Raw genomic sequence first — 19896 nt, 5'->3', positions numbered from 1 at the left:
GGCGAGCTTAGCGTAGCCTTGCCTTTCCCACTAGGGCGTGCGAGCCTCCTCGAGCCGGGCCGTGAGCAGGTCCACGAACCGACCGATCGCCTTGCTGTCCGTTCCGCCCGGAACGACCAACTGGACGAACAAGGCTGAGCCCGTGGGTGGTTCGTGCACGCTCAGCGTGAGGTCCGCATCGGGTCGGCCCACCGGAATCGGGAGTACCGACACGCCGCCGAGATCGGCGACGCGGTGGTGCACCATCGCGAGCGGCGGCCGCAGGAGGTCCGGTCGGCCGGCCGCGTCCACGATGTCCCGGTACGACGGGCCCGGTCGATCGAGCGCGTCGATGGTCGCGTCGCGCACCGCTCGGGTGACCTCGGCCAGATCGCCGATGGCGTTCACCCGCAGGGGGACCCGGTCCGCGAACCCGCCCACCATCGGATGCGTGCGGGCGTCGTCGCGGCCGGCCACCAGCGTTGCCACGGTGACGTCCTCGCCGCCGCCCGCGTCGGCCACCGCGAGCGCGAACGCCGCGTGCATCACCGAGGCCAGTCCCGTTCCGGCGGCCGCGGCGACCCGGTCGAGCGACGCCCGCAACTCGGCGTCGACGTCGACGAGGACCGCGTCGGTTCCGTTGTCGCCGAACGTGATCGGCAGGGTCGGCGATGGCGCGTCCGCGAGATGCTCACGCCAGTAGCGCGTGGCGCCGTCCGCCGCGGCGCGACGGTCCACCGCCCACTGCGCGACGTCGGAGTACGTCAGCGGCAGGTCGTCGCCGGTCCCCGCGAACATCTCCGTGAGCAGCGGGACCACCGACCACTCGTCCACCGCGGCGTAGTGCATGACCAGCAGCAGGGCGCGACGGTCCGCGTCGTCGAGCAGGACCGCCCGCAGGCCGGGCCGCGCCGTCAGGTCGAGTGGTTCCTGCGCGATCTCGAACGCTCGTCTGCCGAGGTCGCCGGAGACGACGACCCGCTCCAGGGCCACCGGATACGCGGGCACGACCGACGCCGCGTCGGGCGCGATCACCGATCGCAGCGGCTCGTGACGGGCGGCGACGGCTGCCAACGCCGCGGCGAGCTCGTCCCCGGTCCGGTCACCGGGGTCGACCAGCAGGGCGTGATGCGCGGGCGCCGCTGAGACGTCGTGCGGCAGCACGGCTTCCTGCATCGGTGCGAGCGGCACACGGACCGGTCGATCCGTCCGTGGCGTCAACATCGGCGCCGTCGACGCCGACCGCCCTGTCAGTCGTTCCGCCAACGCCGCCGCGGTGGGTGCGTCGAACACGTCGCGCACGGTCACCTCGACCCCGAGCCGCGATCGAAGGGCGGACACCCATCCCATGGCGGCCATGGAATGTCCACCGACGTCGAAGAAATCGTCGTCGATGCCGAGTTCCGCACCGCCGGGACGATCCGCGAGCCCCAGCACCTCCGCGGCAGCCGCGAGTACCACGCGCTCGGTCTCCGTCCGCGGCGGTCGACCGCCCAGCAGGCCCCCGAGATCGGGGTCCGGGAGCGCCGCGCGGTCGAGCTTGCCGTTGGGGGTCAACGGCAGCGATCCCGGCAGCACCATCACCACACTGGGCACCATGTAGTCCGGCAGCGCGGTCGCCGCGTGGGCGCGGACGTCCTCGCCGCGCAGCCCGTCCGCCCCGGTCACGTAGCCGACCAACCGGGTGGCAGGGCCGTCGCCCACGGCGATCACGGCCGTCTGGTCGACGCCGTCCGCCGACGCCAGAGCCGCCATCACCTCACCGGGCTCGATGCGGAAACCGCGGACCTTGAGCTGATCGTCGGCGCGGCCGAGGAAGTCGAGCGATCCGTCCGTGCGCCACCGGGCACGGTCCCCGGTGCGGTACATCCGACCGGCGCCGTGCGGATCGGCGACGAACCCGTGCGCCGTGAGATCCGGCCGTCCGAGGTAACCGCGCGCGAGTCCCCGTCCGGCGATGTACAACTCGCCTGCCACCCCGATGGGCACGGGGCGCAGCCGTGCATCGAGCACGTAGGCCTGCTCGTTGGGGTCCGGGACGCCGATCGGCACCGCGGCGGTCCAGCCCGGCCGCGCCTGCCACAGCGTGTTGTTGACGGTGGCCTCGGTGAGTCCGTACGCCGCGAGCAGGTTCAGCCGCTCCGACCAGGCCGAGATCACCGCCGGCGGCACGGTTTCCGTGCCCACGAGCACCGTGCAGTCCTCGGGCAGCAGGCAGTCCGGCGGCAGGGCCGCCATCAGCGACGGCGGCAGAATCGCGTGCGTCACCGCATGGCGGGCACAGAATTCCGTCAGCTCCGGGCCCGCGACCCGCGCGTCGTCGGGCACCACGACCAGCCGAGAACCCGTGCACAGAGCCATGGCCAGTTCGAAGACGGCCACGTCGAACCCGATGGACGCGAACTGCAGCACCACCGAGCCCGTCGTCAGCCGCATCCGGTCCTCGGCCGTCGCCACCAACGACGAGATGCCCTCGTGCGGAACGACGACGCCCTTCGGGCGCCCCGTGGACCCGGAGGTGTAGATGACGTACGCGGCCGAGTCCAGCGCGGCCGGGCCGTCCGGTTCGTCCACCGAATCCCGTTCCGGCAGAGCGTCGATCGCGAGATGCGGAACGCCACCGGGCATCGATCCGGACGCCTTCTCGGTGGTGAGCAGCATCGCCGCCCCGGAATCGTCCAGCATGAACTCGAGACGGTCGACGGGATGCCGGCCGTCCAGCGGCAGGTACGCCGCACCGACGGCGAGAACGGCGAGCATGGCGACGACGGTGCCCACCGACCGCGGCACGCCGATGCCGACGATGTCCTCGCCACCGATGCCCCGCTCGCGTAGATGCGCCGCGAGACCGACGACCCGCGCGTGCAGCTCGGCGTAGGTGACGGTCTCGTGCTCGTCCGCCACGGCCACCGCGTCGGGGGTCGCCGACACCCACCGGCGGTACGACGCGTAGAGGGTCTCCTCCGGCACCTCCCGTGCGGTGTCGTTGAATTCGGACACCACCCGGTGCCGCTCCCCCGGCAGGAACAGGTCGAGATCGTCGACCCGCATCTCCGGTGTCCGCGCCAGCGCGGCCAGCACGAGAAGGAAGCGATCCACGAGCGTGCGGGCCGTCGCCGCGTCGTACAGGTCGGTGGCGTATTCCAGCTGGAGCGTGAGCCGTTCGCCCGCGGTGTCCTCGGTGGCGTTGAACACCACGTCGAACTTCGCCGGCGTCTCGGGCAGCCGATCGGCTGCGGCCCCCTGGTCGCCTCCGGCGAGTGAGACGAGCGGACCGGTGTGATGACTGACCATGACCTGGAACAGCGGGTGTCGTGCCGCACTGCGCTCGGGCGCCAGGTGGGCGACCACCTCGTCGAACGGCACGTCCGCGTGAGCGAACGCCGCCAGATCCGCATCCCGCACGGTGCGGAGGGTGTCGGCGAGCGACGCCGACCCGGTGACCTCGGTTCGCAGCGCCAGGGTGTTGACGAAGAACCCGACGAGCTCCGTCAACGCCTCCTCGTCCCGGCCGGCCACCGGCGCACCGAGCACCACGTCCGACGACCCCGTCACGGCCCGCATCAACACGGCCGCCGCGGCGTGCAGCGCCATGAAGACACTCGCCTCGGTCGATCGCGCCACGCCGCGCAGGCCGCGGACCACGGCGGGCTCGACGTCGACCTGCACGACCGCTCCGGCGTGACTCGGCCGGGGCGGACGGGGTCGATCGGTGGGCACCTCGAGATCGGGTGCGCCTGCCAGCGTGTCGCGCCAGAAGCGCAGTTGGCGGGCGGCGAGGGACCGCTCGTCGCGGGCGTCGCCCAGCAGCTCCGCGTGCCACAGGGTGTAGTCGGCGTACTGCACCGGCAGCGGCACCAGCGGCGACGGTTCACCGGCCAGGCGGGCGGTGTAGGCCGCGAGCAGATCGGCCAGGAACGGGCGGTCGGACCACTCGTCCGTGGTGATGTGGTGCAGGACGACCACCAGGACGGTGGCCTCCTCGGTGCGAACGACGCAGGCGCGCAACGGGATCTCGCGACGGAGATCGAAGGGTGCGCGGAGCGCATCCGCGATCGCGTCCGCTACCTCCGCACCCTCGGCGGCCTCGACCACGCGCACAGCGGGCTGCACGTCGGTGAGGATGCGTTGCACCGGCAGTCCGTCGACCTCGTCGAACACCGTCCGGAGCGCCTCGTGACGCTGGGTCACGTCGGCCAGGGCGCCGGTCAACGCCGGGGCGTCCACCGCCCCGTCCAGCGGGATCACGAGCGGGAAGTGGTACTCGGTCGAGCGTGGATCGAGGTTGTGCGCCAACCACAGTCGCCGCTGCGCGGCCGACATCGGGATGTGCTCGGGCCGCTCGCGTGGCGCAAGGGCGGGCCGCGCGGACCCGAACCGGTTCTCGGCGACGGCGGCGAGCCGGGCCACGGTGGGGGCGTCGAACAGGTCGCGCACCGCCAGCTCGCACCCGAGAGCGGTCCGCGCACGGCCGATCACGCGGGTGGCGAGCAGCGAATGACCGCCACGGGCGAAGAAGTCGTCCGTCACGCCGATCGGGACGCCGAGGACGTCCGAGACGATGTCGACCAACACCCGCTCGGTCTCGGTGCGGGGCAGGGTGATCGGCGCCTCGTCCTCCTCCGGCGCCGGCAGCGCCGCCACGTCGAGCTTGCCGTTCACCGTCATGGGGAACTCGTCGGTCCGCACGACGGTGGGCACGAGATAGTCCGGCAGAGTGCGGGCACAGGCGTCCCGGACGTCCACAGCCCGAGGAGCGTCGACGTAGGCGATCAGCCGGGCCAGGCCACCCGGACCGGTGCCGACGACGACGGCGCTGCGCCGTACGCCCGGCACAGCCGCGACCGCGGACGCCACCTCGCCGATCTCCACCCGGTGTCCACGGATCTTCACCTGGTCGTCGGTGCGGCCGAGGTAGTCCAGCAGCCCGGACCCATCGGTGCGACGACGGACCAGGTCACCCGTGCGGTAGCGCCGCGTTCCGTTCGGGCCGGCGACGAATCGGTCCGCCGTGAGTGCGGCCCGGTTCGCGTAACCGCGCGCGAGACCCGCTCCGGCGACGTACAACTCGCCGGCCACGCCGTCCGGCACGGGCCGCAGCCACCCGTCGAGAATCACGGCGTCGGTGGCGCGAATGGGCAGGCCGACCGTGGGGGTCGCGCTGTCCTCGGTGCCCCCGCCGAGGGTGTTGATCGTGTACTCGGTGGGTCCGTAGAGGTTGTAGCCGAGCACGCCGTCCGCGGCGCGCAGAGCCGACCACACGTCGTCGCCGACGGCTTCGCCGCCGAGCAGGACCAACGCGGGCCGATACCCGTCCAGCAGTCCCCGCTCGAGCAGGATCGAGGCGTAGGTGGGCGTGACGTTGACGACGTCGATGCCGTGGCGATCGCCGTACGCCACCAGGGCATCCGCGTCACGTCGCAGCGTCTCGTCCGCGACGTGCACCTCGTGTCCCTCGACGAGCCAGAGCAACTCCTCCCACGACATGTCGAAGGCGAACGACACCGTGTGCGCGATGCGCAGGGTGCGACCGCCCGCCGCCCGGGTCACGGGATCGAAGATCTCGCGTCGGTGGTTCAGCTGCATGTTGGTCAGCCCGCGGTACGGGGTCACGACGCCCTTCGGCCGACCCGTCGACCCGGACGTGTAGATGACGTACGCCGGGTGGTCCAGCCGGCCCGGCCGCCCCGGGGCGAACCCCGTGCTGTCGACGCTCCTGCCGCTCGACACCGTCTGTGCCGCCGACGCCAACGGGTCCGCGGCCCAGTCGAGGACGAGGACTGCGCTGCGACCGGCGAACCGCGACGCGACGCTCGGACCCACGATCAGGCACTGCGGGTCGGCGTCGTCCATCACGGCATTCAACCGCGCGTCCGGGTGGTCGAGCTCGAGCGGCAGGTAGGCCGCGCCGGTCCGCAACACTGCGAACAGCGCCACCACGGTGTCGACGCTGCGGGGAATCGCCAGTGCCACCACCTGTTCCGGTCCCACCCCGCGGTCACGGAGCACGCGGGCCAGTGTCTCGATTCGAGCCGCGAGCTCGCGGTAGGTCAGGGACACCTCCCCCGAGACCAGGGCGACGGCGTCGGGTCGACGCTGCGCCGTCTCCAGGAGCATCTCGGTGACGGTGACATCCGGAACCGTCTCCGCCACGCGGACCGGCGACGTCGGGTCGGCGAGCAGTCCGACGACAGGACGCTCGGCCTCCCTCGCCGCGGCGCGCAGCACCGCCACGACGTCGTCGGCCACGCGCAGCGCCCGAGCGTCGTCGACCATCTCCGGGCGGTACTCGACGGTGACCGCCATCGCCGAACCCGGCGTCACCACCACGGTGATCGGGTAGGTGGTGTGGTCGATGCTGTCGCCGCCGCGAACCCCCTGACCGCCCAACGACGTCGCCTCGTCGCCGTCGGTGAAGTTCTGCACCACGCACAGGGTGTCGAACAACGTGCGATGGCCCGTGGCCGCGCCGATCTCCGCCAGGCCGAGGTGGTCGTGATCGGCCAGTGCCCACCGCTGGTCCTGCACGGTCCGCGCGAGGCCGATCAGCGTCTGCGCCGGGTCCAGGGTCACCCGCGCCGGCACCGTGGTGAGGAACATGCCCGGCGCCGTGTCGAGGCCGGGCACGTCGGTCGGACGACCGGCGACGGTGATGCCGAACGTCACGTCGTCGCGTCCGGTGCTGCGCGAGAGTGCCAGTGCCACCGCGGCGGTCACCACGGCGTTGAGGGTGACGCCGTGGGTGCGCAGCGCGTCCCGCAGCGTCGACGTCTCGTGACGATCGAACTCCACGCGGCGACGCGCCGGAAGGTCCGGTCCCGCTGCGGTTCCCGGCCGGGCGAGCAGCGTGGGCTCGTCGAGCCCCGCCATCGCCCGCGCCCACGCCGCTCGGGCGCCGTCCACGTCACGATCGGCCAGCCATCCCAGGTACCGCGCGAACGCGGTGTCCGGGGTGGTCGGGACGGACGCGGGATCGGCGTACCGAGCGAGCAGCTCGGCGACCACCAGACCGTTGGACCAGCCGTCCCACACCAGGAACTGGCGGTTGACCGCGAGGGCATCAGTGCCGTCGGGCCGGCGCACCAGCAGCAGCCGCCACAGCGTCGGCGTCGTGAGGTCGAACGGAGTACGCCGATCGTCGGCCAGCGCGGCGTTCACCTCGCCGTCGGATGCCGCCTCCACCACAGTGATCGGGACGACCACGGCGTCGGGCACGGCCACCACCTGCGCGGGCGCGCCCGAGGGCAGGGACACGAAGGCAGTCCGCAGCGTCGGGTGGCGGCGGACCAGACCGTCCGCCGCGCGGCGCAGGCGATCGAGGTCGACCCGATGGTCGAAGTCCAGCACGAACTGGGCGGTGTAGACGTCCTGCCCGGGCGCCGTGAGGGCCTCGAAGTACAGCCCCTCCTGCAGCGGCGTCAACGGCCAGACGGTCTCCACTCCGCTCGGGAGAACGTCCGCCACGGCGGACAGATCGTCGTCGGTGAGGTCGATCAGCGGCGCATCGCTACGGGTGAGGACGGGCGCGGACGACGCTGCGGCAGTGGCGAGATCGCGCAGCGCGCCCATCCATCCGTCGACGATCGTGTCGACGTCCCGGCGCGACAGGTGCGACGCCGACCACGCCAGCGAGGCCACGAGCTCTGCACCGCCGGCACCGGGCTCGACCGCGGTATTGACGATCAGCCGATACGGCCCGCCCATGTCCGAGTCCGGTTCGGTGCGCAAGGCGTCCGATTCCGGCGCCGGTTCGAACGGCCCGGTACCGGGCGCGGGAACCCGGCCCAGGTGGTTCACCAGGATCTGGGACCGTTCGCCGCCCGCGAGAACACCTGCGGTGCGGGCGTTTCCGTAGCGCAGCATGCCGTAGCCGAGGCCGCCGTCGGGCGCCGCACGCAGCCGGTCCTTCACGTCCGCCAGCGTGGCCACGACGCCGTCGTGATGCGTGGTCCGGACGGGGGCGATCGAGGTGAACCAGCCGGTGGTGCGGGACAGGTCGCCCAACGCGTCGTGGCGTCCGTGGCGCTCGAGGTCGATCAGCACGTCGCGGTCCGCGCCCCAACGGGACACCGCTACCCGCAGCGCGGCGACGATCACGTCCGTCGCGTCGCCCCGCACCAGGTCCGCGACGGGACCCAGCGCAGCCGACGTGAGGTCGACGGGGACGCGCACGCGGAGGGTGTCGCCGTGCGCGACGGTGGCGTCGGTGGCATCGGCAGTCATATCAGGTGGGACGAGGGCTGCGCCCGGCGCCGTCACCGCCTGCCAGTAGGGCAGTTCGGCGAGCCGCTGCGGACTGTGCGCGTCCTCGTCGACGCGTCGGGAGAACTCGCGGAGCGACGTCCGGACCGATGACAGGACGGAAGCGTCACCGGATTCGACCGCCACCCAGGCCACGGCGAGGTCATCGACGAGGATCGACCACGAGACACCGTCGACGGCGAGGTGGTGGGCGACCAGCAGAAGGCGGCCGGGATCGTCGCCGCGGTCGAACCACACGACCGACAGGACGGCCCCGCCGTCCGGATCGAGAGCGTCGGTGGCACGGTCGGATTCGCGTCCCACGGCCTCGCGCAGCGCCCCGTCGTCGAGACCGCGAGCGTCGACCCGGTGGAACGACGGCACGCCCTCGGCGCGCACCTCGGTGGTCCACACGCCCGGAGCGTGCCGCACGCGGCGCAGACGGAGGCTGTCGTGATGCTGCACCAGCGCGTCGATCACGGCCGTGACGGTGGTCTCCGCGGTGGGCGGCACCACCAGCAGCGCGGCCTGGCAGAACCGGTCGGTGGTGCCGGACCACTCGGAGAGTCGGTGCACCACAGGCAGACTGCGCACGCTGCCCACCGCGCTCTCGACAGCGGGCGCGGGAGCCTCGGTGGGGCCGTCGCCGATCGCCGCCGCGAGTGCGCGCGGAGTCCGCAGGTCGAAGATCTGCCGCGGTGACAGCTCGAGGCCGGCGGCGCGCGCGAGGTTCACCACCCGGATCGCGAGGATGCTGTCTCCGCCGCGCGCGAAGAAGTCGTCGTCCGGCCCGACGGTCTCGCCGAGCACGGTGCCGATGTGCGACTGGAGCGCGGCGGTGACTTCGTCCGGGGACGGTTCTTCGGCCGGCAGGCTCGCGGCGTCGGGCGCCGTCGTGGGCACCGCGTCGCGCACCCTGGCGAGCAGCGCACCCCGATCGAGCTTGCCGGACGGCCCGGTGGGGAGATCGTCGACCACGGTGATCGACGACGGGATCATGTGCTCGGGCAACCGCTCTCGGACGAAGGCGGAGACGGACGCGTCGTCGGTGGGGCCGACCACGAAGGACACCACCTGTGCGGAGCCGCGGTTGGTCCGCACCACGGTCGCGGCGCGATCGACCGCGGGATGCTCGCGCAGGACGGCGTCGATCTCCGCGAGCTCGATGCGGAACCCGCGGACCTTCACCTGATCGTCGGCGCGTCCGAGATACTCGAGCCCGGCGCGCTCGGACCAGCGCACCACGTCCCCGGTGCGGTACCGCCGCTGCCCGTGCGGTGCCGCGACGAACCGGGTCGCGGTCAACGCCGGGCGTCGCAAGTACCCCTGTGCCAGTTGCGGTCCCGACAGGTACAGCTCACCCGGCATGCCCGGTCCGACCTGCCCGAGCCACCCGTCGAGGACCCGAGTCTCGACGCCGGCCATCGGGTGGCCGAGGGGAACGGAGTCCGCCCCGGTGCCCTGCACCCCCTGAGCCGCCGTCACGTCCACGGCCGCTTCGGTGGGTCCGTAGAGATTGTCGAGCCGAACCTGCGGGAGCAGCCGAGCCACCCGACGGGCCGACGCGGCGGGCAACGCCTCACCGCTGCAGGTGATCACGCGCAGCGACGTGCACGACGAGACCTCGGGGTCGGTGAGGAAGGCGTCCAGCATGGAGGGCACGAAGTGCACCCAGGTCACGTGCTGCGCGCGGATGGTGGCCACCAGGTGGGCGGTGTCGCGGTGCCCGTCGGGGTCCGCCAGCACCAGTGCGGCGCCGGAGATCAGGGGCCCGAAGAACTCGCTCACCGAGACGTCGAAGCTGGACGGCGTCTTCTGCAGAACCACCTCGCCGGGGCCGAGCGGCGAATGCTCGCGCATCCACTCGAGGCGGGGCACCACGCTGCCGTGCGTGACCACGACGCCCTTCGGCCGGCCGGTCGATCCGGAGGTGTAGAGCACGTACGCGGGATCGGCGGCGCTCGGGCGCACCAGCGGCCGCGGGTCCTGCTCGGGCAGGGGGCCGTCGAGCACGACGGCGGGCTGCGCGTCGTCGATCATGTACCGCAGGCGGTCGGCCGGGTAGCCGGGATCGAGCGGCAGGTACGCGGCCCCGGACTTGAGCACGGCGACGAGGGCCACCACCAGGTCGATCGACCGCGGAAGAGCCACGGCCACCAGCGTTCCCGGACCGGCACCCCGGTCCGCGAGGGCCGCCGCGACGCGGTCGGTCCGCACCTGCAGGTCGGCGTACGTGAGGCTCGTGCCGCCGTGGACGAGCGCCGTCGCGGCGGGTGTCGCCGCGGCCTGCCGGTCCAGCAGGTCGACGACCGTGGCGCCGCCCGGCTGCCCCGCAGACCCCAGCGCAGCCGGCGCGGGCGTCACGCCCGCGGTCGTGACCGGCGTGTGGGCGGGTGCCGTGGCGACGGCCACCAGCATCTCCACCATCGCGGCGACGGTCTCCTCGGCGACGGCACTGCGATGGAATTTCAGGTCGACGGTCAGCCGGTTACCCGGAATGACGATGAGCGTCAACGGATACGCGGGGTTCTCGTCGACGCGGACACCGGTGATCTCGAGGCGGCCGCCGGACGAGGACGAGGCCGACGACGCCGCCGCGACCAGATCGCCGATCGGGTAGTTCTCGACCACGACGAGCGTCTCGAACAACGACGCCACGCCGGCGATCCGGCGCAGCTCGGGCAGACCCACGTGGTGATGGTCGAGCAGGTCGGCCTGGTCGCGCTGCCAGCGCCGCGCCACGTCCCCGACAGTGACAACGGCGTCGACGGTGTCGACGGTGTCCAGTCGAACGCGCGTGGGCACGGTGTCGATGAACAGTCCCACCATGGCGTCGAGGCCGGGTACCGGCGCGGTGCGGCCCGACACCGTGGACCCCACGGTGACGTCGCGACGGCCCGTCAGCCGACCGAGGACCACGCCCCAGGCCGCGTGCAGCAACGCGCTCACCGTGACCCCGGCGTCACGCGCGGTGCGCTGCACGGCGGCGGTCGTCTCCGCATCGACCTCCACTCGGTGCGAGCCGGTTCCGGTTCCCGAGGCTCCGTGGCTCGGCACCGGCACGTCGTCGCGGACGCCGTCCAGAGCGTCCCGCCACCGCTGCAGGGACGTGGCGCGGTCGCGGGTGGCGAGGTGCCGCAACCACTCTCGCGGAGAGGCGGGCGCCGGGAGCGGCGCCGGGTCCCCGTAGGACTCGAGCATCTCGCGCAGCATGACGGGGATGGACCACCCGTCCGCGACGAGGTGATGAATCGACTGCACCAGTGCAGCACCGGTCTCCGTCGGAACCAGGGTGTACCGGAGAAGCGGCGCGTGGTCGAGGGCGAGGCCCTGCCGACGATGATCCGCGAGAACGTCCTCCACCGACCGCGACTGCACGTCGAACGGTACGGCGACGGCGGTGTGGACCACCGCCACGATCCGGCCGCTCGACACCGGACGGAACGAGGTGCGCAGCGCCGCATGTCGATCCACCACGCGCTGCACGGCAGCGCGGAGCAGGTCCGCATCGACCGTGCCTCCAAGGTCGATCACCTGCTGCACCACGTAGGGGTCGTCGTCGGCGAAGGCGGAATGGAAGTGGATGCCGTCCTGGACGGCGGTGGTCGGCAGGACGTCCTCGACGTCACCGGGCAGGCCGGCCACGTCGTCGTCCGTCAGCTCCACCAGCGGGAAGTCGGTCGGGGTGTGCCGCACGTCGGGTCCGACGGCGGCGAGCCGCGCGAGCGCGTCGGTCCACCGGTCGACGAACGACGCGGCGTCGTCGTCGGTCAGGACGGCCGGGGACCACCGCAGGGTGGTCTCGAGGCGTGGACCCGACGGTCCGTCCGTCGCGAGGACGTCGAGAATCAGCGCGTGGGCGGCCGGCGTGGTGGGGTCGTCCGCACCGTGGAACGTCAGCGTTCCGGCTCCGCCGAGTCGGCCGAGGTAGTTCACCAGGATGCGCGGCGCGGGCGCCGAGGTGAGGACCGGATCGGACCGAAGCTCCTGCAGGACACCGTGGCCGAGTGTCGAGGCCGGGGCTCGACGCAGCTCGTCGCGCACGGCCAGCAGCGTCTCCGCGGGATCACCGGGCCGATCGGTCGGCAGCGGAACGGGCCGAACCGTGGTGAACCACCCGACTGTTCGGGTGAGGTCGATCCCTGCGGTGCCGACGGCGTCCTCTTCGCGGCCGTGGCCCTCCACCTCGACCACCGTGCGATCGCAGTCGAAGGCGGACCAGGCGCCCAGCGCGAGGGCCAGCGCGGCGAGAACGACCTCGGTCGGGCCGGTGCCGTAGGCGGCCGGAACGTCCTGCAGGACGGCCTCGGTGACCGGTTCGGGGGTGACGACGGTTCGCCGCTGCAGGTCACCGGCGAGCCCTGGGTCGGCGTCGGTGGGCAGCGACCCGAGGGGTGTCCGTGCAACACCGTGCCAGTACGGCAGCTCGGCCTCGATGTCTCCCGCCGCGGCGTAGTCGGACAGCGCCTGCGCCCACCGGCGGAAGGACGTGCTCGCCGGAGGCACGTCGCCACCGGACAGAGCGGTTGCCAGGTCGCCCAGCAGGATTCGCCACGACACCCCGTCGACCACCAGGTGGTGCACCGCCAGGATGGCGGTGTCGTCGGTCAGTGCCACGGCCACCGCGCCGCCGGACCGACGGTGGTCCAGGCGCGCGACGGTGCCGTCGACGGACGCCGCCGGGTCGTGCACCACGTCGATGCGCGGCGCCGTCTCGGGCACCAGCAGCGCGCCGTCGTGCCAGGACGCCCAGAGCGCCGGGTGGCGATCGACGACGGCCTGCACGGCGTCCCGCAGGCGACCCGGGTCCGTACCCGACGGCAGCGGAACACACGCCGTCTGGTGGAAGCGTGGCCGAATCGCCCCGTGCCGCAGCGCCCGAGCGACGACGGGGGTGAGGGGAACGGCCCCCGTGGGCTCGTCCGCCACGGCGGTGACGGCGTCCGGCGTGGCCGCAGCGATTGCTTCCGGTGTCCGCAGCGAGAAGACGTCGCGCGGACCGATCGCGATGCCCCGCGCACGGGCCTTCGCCACCACGGCGAGTGCGACGATGCTGTCGCCGCCGAGAGCGAAGAAGTCGTCGGTGACTCCGACCTCGGGCAGACCGAGGGCCTCCGCCACCACGGCACACAGCTCGCGTTCGCGCTCGGTGCGCGGGGCCACCGCGCCGGCGACGGTCTGCTCCGGATCGGGCAGCGCACGCCGATCCACCTTGCCGTTCACCGTGAGCGGCAACGCATCCAGCACGGTGACGGTGCTCGGCACCATGTACTCCGGCAGGACCGTCGCGGCGTGGTCCAGGACGGTCGACGCGTCGAGGACCGACCCCGCGTCGGGCACCACGTACGCGGCGAGGAAGGCCGAACCCGCGGGCGAACGGCGAACGTCCACCACGACCCGGCGCACCCCCGGCGTTCCGGACAGCGCGGCCTCGACCTCCTCGAGTTCGAGGCGCATGCCGCGGATCTTCACCTGGTTGTCGGCGCGACCGAGGAAGTCGAGCGTCCCGTCCTCGGTCCACCGGGCCAGATCGCCGGTGCGGTAGAGCCGAGCGCCCGGCTCGTCGGGCCCGGCGAACGGGTCGGCGACGAATCGCGACGCGGTGATCCCCGGGGCGCCGACGTACCCGCGCCCCAGCAGGAACCCGGCCGCGTACAGCTCGCCGGTCACCCCGATGGGCGTCGGCGAGAGGGACGAATCGAGGACGTAGAGACGGGTGTTCGGGTTCGGCCGACCGATGCTCGTCGCGATGCGGGGAGCGTCGCCGGTGTAGACGACGTGCGACACACCGATGGTCGCTTCGGCGGGTCCGTACCCGTGGTACAGCGTCGTCGACAGGCGAGACCGGAAGCGCGCGAACAACTCCGGAGTGAGGACCTCACCGCCGCACCACACGTGCTTCAGACCGGCCAGCGCCGGCCGGTCGGGGTCGTCGAGCGCGAGCAAGGCGTCGAGCATCGACGAGACGAGGTAGACGAACGTGACCCGCCGACGTCGGATCACGTCGAGCAGGTACAGCCCGTCGCGCTCCCCACCGGGTTCGGCGACCACCAGTCGTCCCCCGGTCAGCAGCGGCAACAGGATCTCGTTGATCGAGATGTCGAACGCCAACGGCGCCTTGAAGAGCGAGGCGTCACCCGGCCCGAACCCGAGGATGCGATCGCGCTGCCAGGCGATGCGCGAGCAGATGGCCTCGTGCCGGATCACCGCGCCCTTCGGTGTGCCGGTGCTGCCGGAGGTGAAGATGACGTAGGCGGCCCGCGCGCCGTCGATCGTCACGTCGGGCGCCGTGGTCGGGCGGTCGCCGTACGCCCAGTCGTCCAGTGCCACCGGGTGTTCCGGGCCGCCGAGGACCATCCTGGCGCGGCAGTCCGCGAGCACGCGGGCCCGGCGGTCGGCCGGCCACTCCGGATCCACCGGCACGAAGGCGCCCCCGGCCGCGGTGACGGCGAGCAGTGCAATCACCATCTCGATCGACCGCGGCATCGACACCGCGACGATCTCCTCGGGAGCGAGCCCGTCGGCGAGCAGGTGGTGCGCCACCTGGTACACCCGGTCCGCGAGCTCGGAGTAGGTCAGCGACCGCTCCCCCGACTCGATCGCGACGTCGTCCGGCGCGGAGGCGACCCGATGCGCGAACATCGCGGGGACGGTCTCGCGCGTCACGGGCTCGGCGGTGTCGACGAACTCGACGAGGAGGCGTCGTCGCTCGTCCTCGCTCAGCAGTGTCAGCGAGGACAGCGGCCGCGTCGGGTCGGCCAGCAGCTGCTCGAGCACCACGCGGAATCGATCCCGGTGGCCGCGCATCGCCGGGACCGCGCCCGGTCGGCAGCGCAGGTCGAACATCACCGGCTCGCCGTCCAGGCCGCCCGTCACGGTCACGTCGAGATCGCGCACCGGCCCGGTGTCCATGCTGTGCATGCGCGCCGGCACTCCGCCGAGGTCCACGCCGTGCGGGAGCATCAGGACATTGAGCCCCGGCCCAACGACGCGCCGGTGCGGCTCGATCTCCCGCACGGCCCGCACGACGTCCTCGCCGCGGAAGCGGCCGTGGCGCACGGTGCCGATGGTGGCGCGCTCGAAGGCGCGCGCGACGTCCACGAGCGTCATCGACGGGGACAGGCGCAGACGCAGCGGCAGGATCGTCGACGCCATCGACGGGGTGCTGCGCTGGCGCCGTCCGACCCGACCGGTGGCGGGCAGGGAGACGGTGAGGTCGTACGACCCGGTGGCGACGGCCAGGTAGGCGAGCCACAGCGCCGGGATCACGCGGGTCCGGCGCACGTTCTCCCGAGCGGCGAGCGCGTGCAGACGCGCGGCGTCGTCCGTCGACACCTCGACACGCTCGGTGACCGCGCGACCGACGTCGGGGACGTCGGGCAGCAAAACGGGTGGTTCCGCAGCACCGATGAGCTGGGTGGTCCAGAACGCCTTGTCGACGGCGAAGGCCGGCGAGGAGCGGTAGTCGCGATCGGCCTCGACCAGCGGACCGAGCGCCCAGGCGTCGTCCGTCGTCCGACGGGTGGGATCGACGTAGCGGGCGCGGACCTCGTTGAAGATCAGGGACATCCCGAAGCCGTCGACGATCCCGTGGTGATAGCGCTGGTGCCAGAACAGGTGGTCGTCGGCGAGGACCAGCAGGGCCGTACGGAACAGCGGTCCCGCGCCGGTGACGTCGGCGCTCGCGACGTCGTCGGCGATCCAGGAGTGCGCCGCCGCGACGGGGTCGTCGTCACCGGACAGGTCGACGACGTCGACGTCCCAGTTCCGCACGTCGGGCCGCTGGACCGGGTGCTCGCCGGAGAAGTCCATCCGTACGTGGAGCGCCTCGGCATCGGTGAGGGTGGTGCGGACCGCATCGCGCACGCGCGCGAGGTCCACCGTGCCGGTGACCTCCACCAGCAGGGTGATGACGAAGTCTCGTCGATCGCCGAGGATGTGCTGCGCCGTCCAGACCTCGGACTGGGCAGCGGTGAGCGGCAGCGTGTCGGTGTCGACGACCCGGAACATGAACGAAGGCTAACCTAAGCCGGGCCGTCGTTCGGCGGCGACTACCCCCGGAGGAAGTCCAGGATCGCGCGGTTGAACTCCTCCGGCTTCTCCAGGTAGCCGTAGTGGCCCGCGTCGGCGATCTCGACGTACCGCGCGCCCGGAATCACGTCCGCCACCTCGCGCGAGAGGTACGCCGGGATCATCCGATCGTCGGCGAACCCGATCGACAGGCAGGGAACCGCGATGCGCGCGTAGTCCCGGCGACGGTCGAACGTCTCGTCCATCGTCAGCTGCGCCCGCTGCCCCGGCGTGAGCGGCTGCACCGAGAACTCGAAGAGGTCGAGCCAGTCCCGCGCCGCGGCCTCGTCGCGCAGGGACGCGGGTGACAGGTTCATCACGGCGGCAACGGCGGCCGCGTACTTCGGCGGCACCGCGACCCCGCTGTCGGCCAACTGCCGCTCCCCTTCGCCCAGCACCTGCTGGAACGCGTCGAGGCGTGCGTGCCCGGCGGAGAACACCGCGCGCGAGACCAGATCGGGACGGGCGAGCGCCAGCTCCTGCGCCACCCGCGCCCCCATCGACGTACCCACCACCATGGCCTTCTCGGCGGCGTCGGTGCGCACGTGCTCGATCAGTCCCGCGGTGTCGGCCACCAGGTCCGAGATCTGCATGCCCTCGAGGGACTCGTAGCTGGGGGCGATGCCGCGATTGTCGAAGGTGCACACCCGGTACCCCGCGGCCACGATGGCGGGCACCTGGTGCAGTGCCCACACCCGCCCCGGACTGCCCGTGCCCATGATCATGACCACCAGCGGGCCCGATCCCGTCACGGTGTGGTTCAGCGGGATCCCGTTGACGGTCACCACCTCGTTGGCTGGCACAGGAGGCATCGGCGGTCCTTTCCCGATCGGTGGCGGCTCGTGACTGTGGTGACGCGTGACAGGCGACTCGTGACAGGTGACGCGTGACAGGCGACTCGTGACGCTACCGGGGAGTCCGGTGCGCCCCCTCGCGCTGCGCCCGATCACGGGATTTTTGCGAGCACCGGGCGAGTTCTCCTAGAGTGCGTGCGGACGTGTGGCCTCGTCGTGGACGTGTTCTCGCGGCCCGCCCCGCACGAGACCACCACACCGCACCACACCCGGGAGAATCGCACCATGGCCGCCAGCACCCCCGAGACCGACATCGTCGACGAGGACATCGAACCCGTCGCGGACGAGACCGCCAGCCAGGCGCAGCGCGTCGTCGCGGCCTACGCCACCGACGCCGACGAGTGCATCATGCTGCTCTCGATGCTCGGCATCGCGCCCGCCGCCAAAGCCGTCTGACCGACGCGGGGTGATCCGGGCCCGCCGGGGTACACCGGGTCCGTAGGCAGCAGGCCGGCACACGAGGCATCACGAAGGATCAGCAGTGACCGCAGAGGGTTCGGATTTCGTCGTCGTCGCCAATCGCTTGCCGGTCGATCTCGACACCGCACCGGACGGGTCCCGGCGGTGGAAGCGCAGCCCCGGCGGGCTGGTCACCGCCCTCGAGCCGATTCTGCGCAACAACAACGGCGCGTGGGTCGGCTGGCCCGGGGTGCCCGACGTCGAGGTCGAGCCGTTCGAGGACGACGGCCTCGAGCTGGTTCCCGTCCCGCTGTCCGAGCGCGAGGTCGCCGACTACTACGAGGGCTTCTCCAACGCGACCCTCTGGCCGCTCTATCACGACGTGATCGTCCGCCCCGTGTACGACCGCACGTGGTGGGAGGCGTACGTCGAGGTCAATCGCCGCTTCGCCGAAGCCACCAGTACCGCGGCGGCACAGAACGCCACGGTGTGGATCCAGGACTACCAGCTGCAGCTGGTGCCGAAGATGCTCCGCATGCTCCGGCCCGATCTCACCATCGGCTTCTTCCTGCACATCCCCTTCCCGCCGGTCGAGCTGTTCATGCAGATGCCGTGGCGCACCGAGATCGTCGAAGGACTGCTCGGCGCCGACCTCATCGGGTTCCACCTGCCCGGCGGCGCGCAGAACTTCCTCTACCTCTCCCGCCGCCTCGCCGGCCAACCGACCTCGCGCGGCAACATCGGCGTGCGGTCGAAACTCGGTGTGGTGCAGGTGGGTTTCCGCACCGTCCGCGTGGGTGCCTTCCCCATCTCCATCGACTCCGGCGAGATGGACGAGAAGAGCAAGCGGAAGTCGATTCGCGACCGCGCTCGCGAAATCCGTGCCGAGCTGGGCGACCCGAAGGTCATCATGCTCGGCGTCGACCGCCTGGACTACACCAAGGGCATCGACGTGCGGCTGGGCGCGTTCCACGAACTGTTGCTCTCCGAGAAGGTCGATCCCGAAGACGTCGTCATGATCCAGGTGGCCACCCCCAGCCGTGAACGGGTGGAGAGTTACCGACACATGCGCGGGGAGATCGAGAGCAAGGTCGGCCGCATCAACGGCGAGTTCGGCCGCGTCGGACATCCCGTGGTGCATTACCTCCACCGGCCGATTCCTCGCGACGAACTCATCGCCTACTACGTCGCCGCCGACGTCATGCTGGTCACCCCGATCCGCGACGGCATGAACCTGGTGGCCAAGGAGTACGTCGCCTGCCGCAGTGACCTCGGCGGAGCACTGGTGCTCAGCGAATTCACCGGCGCCGCAGCGGAACTGCGTCAGGCGTACCAGTGCAACCCGCACGATCTGGACAACGTCGCCGACGCCATGATGGCCGCCATCGAGCAGGACCCCGAGGACGGTCGTCGGCACATGCGCGCGATGCGTCGTCAGGTCCTCGCCCACGACGTCGATCGGTGGGCCCGCTCCTTCCTCGCCGCCCTCGACCGCACCGGCGAGGACACCGCCCCGACCCAGATGGTCTCCAACCGCGAGATCGGCCAGGCCACCGTCTGATGGCGTCCCCCGTCGACGTTCCGGGGGCGGCGACCGCCCAGGTGGTCCAGACCTACCGGCTTCGCGAGGACCTGGTGGTGGTCCGGCTCGTGGGAGACCTGGTCCCCTTCGAGCCGGGCCAGTCGCTCGCCGTCACGGTGCCCGCCGCTCCCCGCGGCGCCCGGCGGTACTCACCGGCGATGCCGCCGTCCCGCGACGGCAAGTACGAGTTCCACGTCCGCGCCGTCCCCGGCGGATGGGTCAGCGGCAGCATCGTCGCCGACACGCGCGAGGGCGACGTGTGGGCTCTCGACGCTCCCGCCGGCGACCTGCGGGTCGACCCGTCCGACGACGACGTCGTGATGATCAGCGGGGGAACGGGATTGGCTCCGATGCTGGCGATTCTGCGGGACCTCGCCCGGCGCCGCACGCCGCCGCGGGTGCGCCTCTTCATGGGCGGCCGCTCACCGCGCGACCTCTACGCCGCCGACATGGTGTGGCTCATGGCCCGTGAATACCCCTGGCTGACGGTGCTTCCCGTGACGGAACGGCCGGAGGACCCGCCGCATCGGGACCCGTGGTTCGACGCCGCGGAGGAGAACCGGCTGCTGGCGATGCCCGACGCGACGTACGGCCGGGATCGCCTGCTGCCCGGCCGGGTGGGCGAAGCCGCGGCACGACGGGGGCCCTATCCGAATCAGCGTGTGCTGGTGTGCGGATCGCCCGCGATGGCGTCGTTCACCGTACGGGCGCTGGAGACGACGGGAACCCCGCCGGAGAACATCCGACGGGGTTGAGAGTCGCTGGCGCTCG

General features: G+C 72.1%; 5 protein-coding genes. 3 read left to right on the top strand and 2 right to left on the bottom strand.

Features of this window, described 5'->3' with window-relative positions; all coding sequences use genetic code 11:
- Positions 1-30: 30 nt before the first annotated feature.
- Complete coding sequence (locus BMZ18_RS10945) at positions 31-16230, bottom strand: non-ribosomal peptide synthetase (RefSeq protein WP_068364801.1); 16200 nt, start codon at positions 16228-16230, stop codon at positions 31-33.
- A gap of 41 nt (positions 16231-16271) precedes the next feature.
- Positions 16272-17102 carry an alpha/beta fold hydrolase gene (locus tag BMZ18_RS10940; protein ID WP_068364798.1) on the bottom strand — a complete coding sequence of 277 codons (831 nt, stop codon included), beginning with the start codon at positions 17100-17102 and terminating at the stop codon, positions 16272-16274.
- Between the two features lie 267 nt (positions 17103-17369).
- Between BMZ18_RS10940 and BMZ18_RS19710 the strand changes: the two genes are divergently transcribed.
- The 3 genes from BMZ18_RS19710 (at position 17370) to BMZ18_RS10925 (ending at position 19880) form a co-directional block, all read left to right on the top strand.
- Complete coding sequence (locus BMZ18_RS19710) at positions 17370-17540, top strand: hypothetical protein (protein WP_167322910.1); 171 nt, start codon at positions 17370-17372, stop codon at positions 17538-17540.
- Between the two features lie 85 nt (positions 17541-17625).
- On the top strand, positions 17626-19104 hold the full coding sequence (locus BMZ18_RS10930; RefSeq protein ID WP_068103299.1) for an alpha,alpha-trehalose-phosphate synthase (UDP-forming): 1479 nt from the start codon (positions 17626-17628) through the stop codon (positions 19102-19104).
- Positions 19104-19880: an FAD-binding oxidoreductase gene (locus BMZ18_RS10925; RefSeq protein WP_068364795.1), complete on the top strand. Its 777-nt coding sequence runs from the start codon at positions 19104-19106 to the stop codon at positions 19878-19880. Before BMZ18_RS10930 ends, BMZ18_RS10925 begins: the two co-directional genes overlap by 1 nt.
- Positions 19881-19896 lie beyond the last annotated feature (16 nt).

It is taken from the genome of Rhodococcoides kroppenstedtii, assembly GCF_900111805.1.
In the GTDB taxonomy this organism is placed as follows: domain Bacteria; phylum Actinomycetota; class Actinomycetes; order Mycobacteriales; family Mycobacteriaceae; genus Rhodococcoides; species Rhodococcoides kroppenstedtii.
This window is presented reverse-complemented; position numbering and strand designations above follow the sequence as displayed.